The organism is Elstera litoralis, assembly GCF_000963705.1.
Taxonomy (GTDB): Bacteria; Pseudomonadota; Alphaproteobacteria; order Elsterales; family Elsteraceae; genus Elstera; species Elstera litoralis.
Genome location: NZ_LAJY01000894.1, coordinates 1 through 1,252 on the forward strand (window position 1 = coordinate 1; position 1,252 = coordinate 1,252).

Below are 1,252 nucleotides of genomic sequence, written 5' to 3' on the forward strand. Positions count from 1 at the left end.
TTGTGGTGATTAAGCATGACTCGGTGGTGCTGATTAAGGAATATGTTGAGCTGAAAGAGGATCGGCTGATTTTGCACCAGCACAATCCCGACTGTTTTTTGGAAATTTCGCGCAATGATATTGCGAGTTTTCACTGCGTGGTCGGCTCCGAAGAGCCTTGATTGTCGGCGCATTCGGTCGCTCCTGACGCAAAGCGCTTTGACTCTCGTCATACATACGGTATTAAGATTGAATTAAGGTCAAAATCCGAAAAAGGTCGGGTCGACAAAACAGCGGCAGCCCAGAGCTGCGGTGCCGACACCAGAAGGGGCGTAGGCCGGTATGAGCGAAGGACAGGGTAACACAGCACAAAAAGCCTTATCGCGGGCTCCCAGCCCGGACATGGCGAAGCTTGACCAAGATATTCGCACGCGCTTTGCACGGCGGACGGGCGATATGTCGGCGTTTCTTCAACAGTGGATTCGTCTAGATGACGCCCAGCATATGTTTTTCAATTTTTCGCGGGATTAAGGGCGAAAATTATCTACAATTTTGCTTGGCCAATGGCGACATCGATATGGCGCTGCCAATTGCGCAAATGTGCGCCTTCTTCGCCGAAAGTACCGATGCCGAGAGAATTGCCAATTTTCTGAACCATATTGACACAGAGAGCAATGATATTTGGCATTATCTTGCCGACAACTTAAAAGAGAGTGAAGATGATGATTCGCTCGCCATTGCTCAGCTTCTTGTTCAGTTAGAAATTGATTATTGCCGCAAGAACGATCAGGACGAAAGCCCGCTGGCGCGCCTTTTGGTGCCGACGCCGCGCTGGCCTTCGGTCAACTCCATGCTGCTGGCAAAGCAGCTCACCATTGATGAAATCGAAGCCTCGTTTCCGTCGCATGTAACGCAGAACGAGCAGATCAAAGCCGAAATTATGGCCGGTATCTTCTTCTCCGACCTTGCGGAGAACGACGCGCGCCTATCGAGCAATATGATCTATTACGCCACCCACTCGAAGTCAGAAATGCCGGATCGTCTGTCGATTGCCCGCGCGGTTTTTGATTATGCGGGCGGCAAAACGCTCCGAGACGGTTTTGATGAAAATGATCGAAACCGAACATAAGGATGTGTTCGACAAGGCGTTGGAATTTCTCGCTGGAATGGCCGATCAAGTCTGCAAAGCCGCCGCTAAGGGCGATAACCAGCTCGCAAAAGCCCAGGCCCAGGCCTATATTTACCGCAGGCTCGGCCGCAAGAACCGCATCTT

At 51.2% G+C, this 1,252-nt stretch carries 1 protein-coding gene; it reads left to right on the plus strand.

What is annotated here, in order from left to right; translation table 11 throughout:
• Positions 1 to 469 precede the first annotated feature (469 nt).
• Entirely contained in the window at positions 470 to 1,108 is a 639-nt protein-coding gene (locus VZ95_RS20595) for a hypothetical protein (protein ID WP_156995494.1), read from the plus strand.
• Positions 1,109 to 1,252 lie beyond the last annotated feature (144 nt).

What these genes read in the sequence shown, in the direction of transcription:
- VZ95_RS20595 (WP_156995494.1), top strand. Translation starts at nt 470, where the DNA reads ATGACGCCCAGCATATGTTTTTCAATTTTTCGCGGGATTAAGGGCGAA.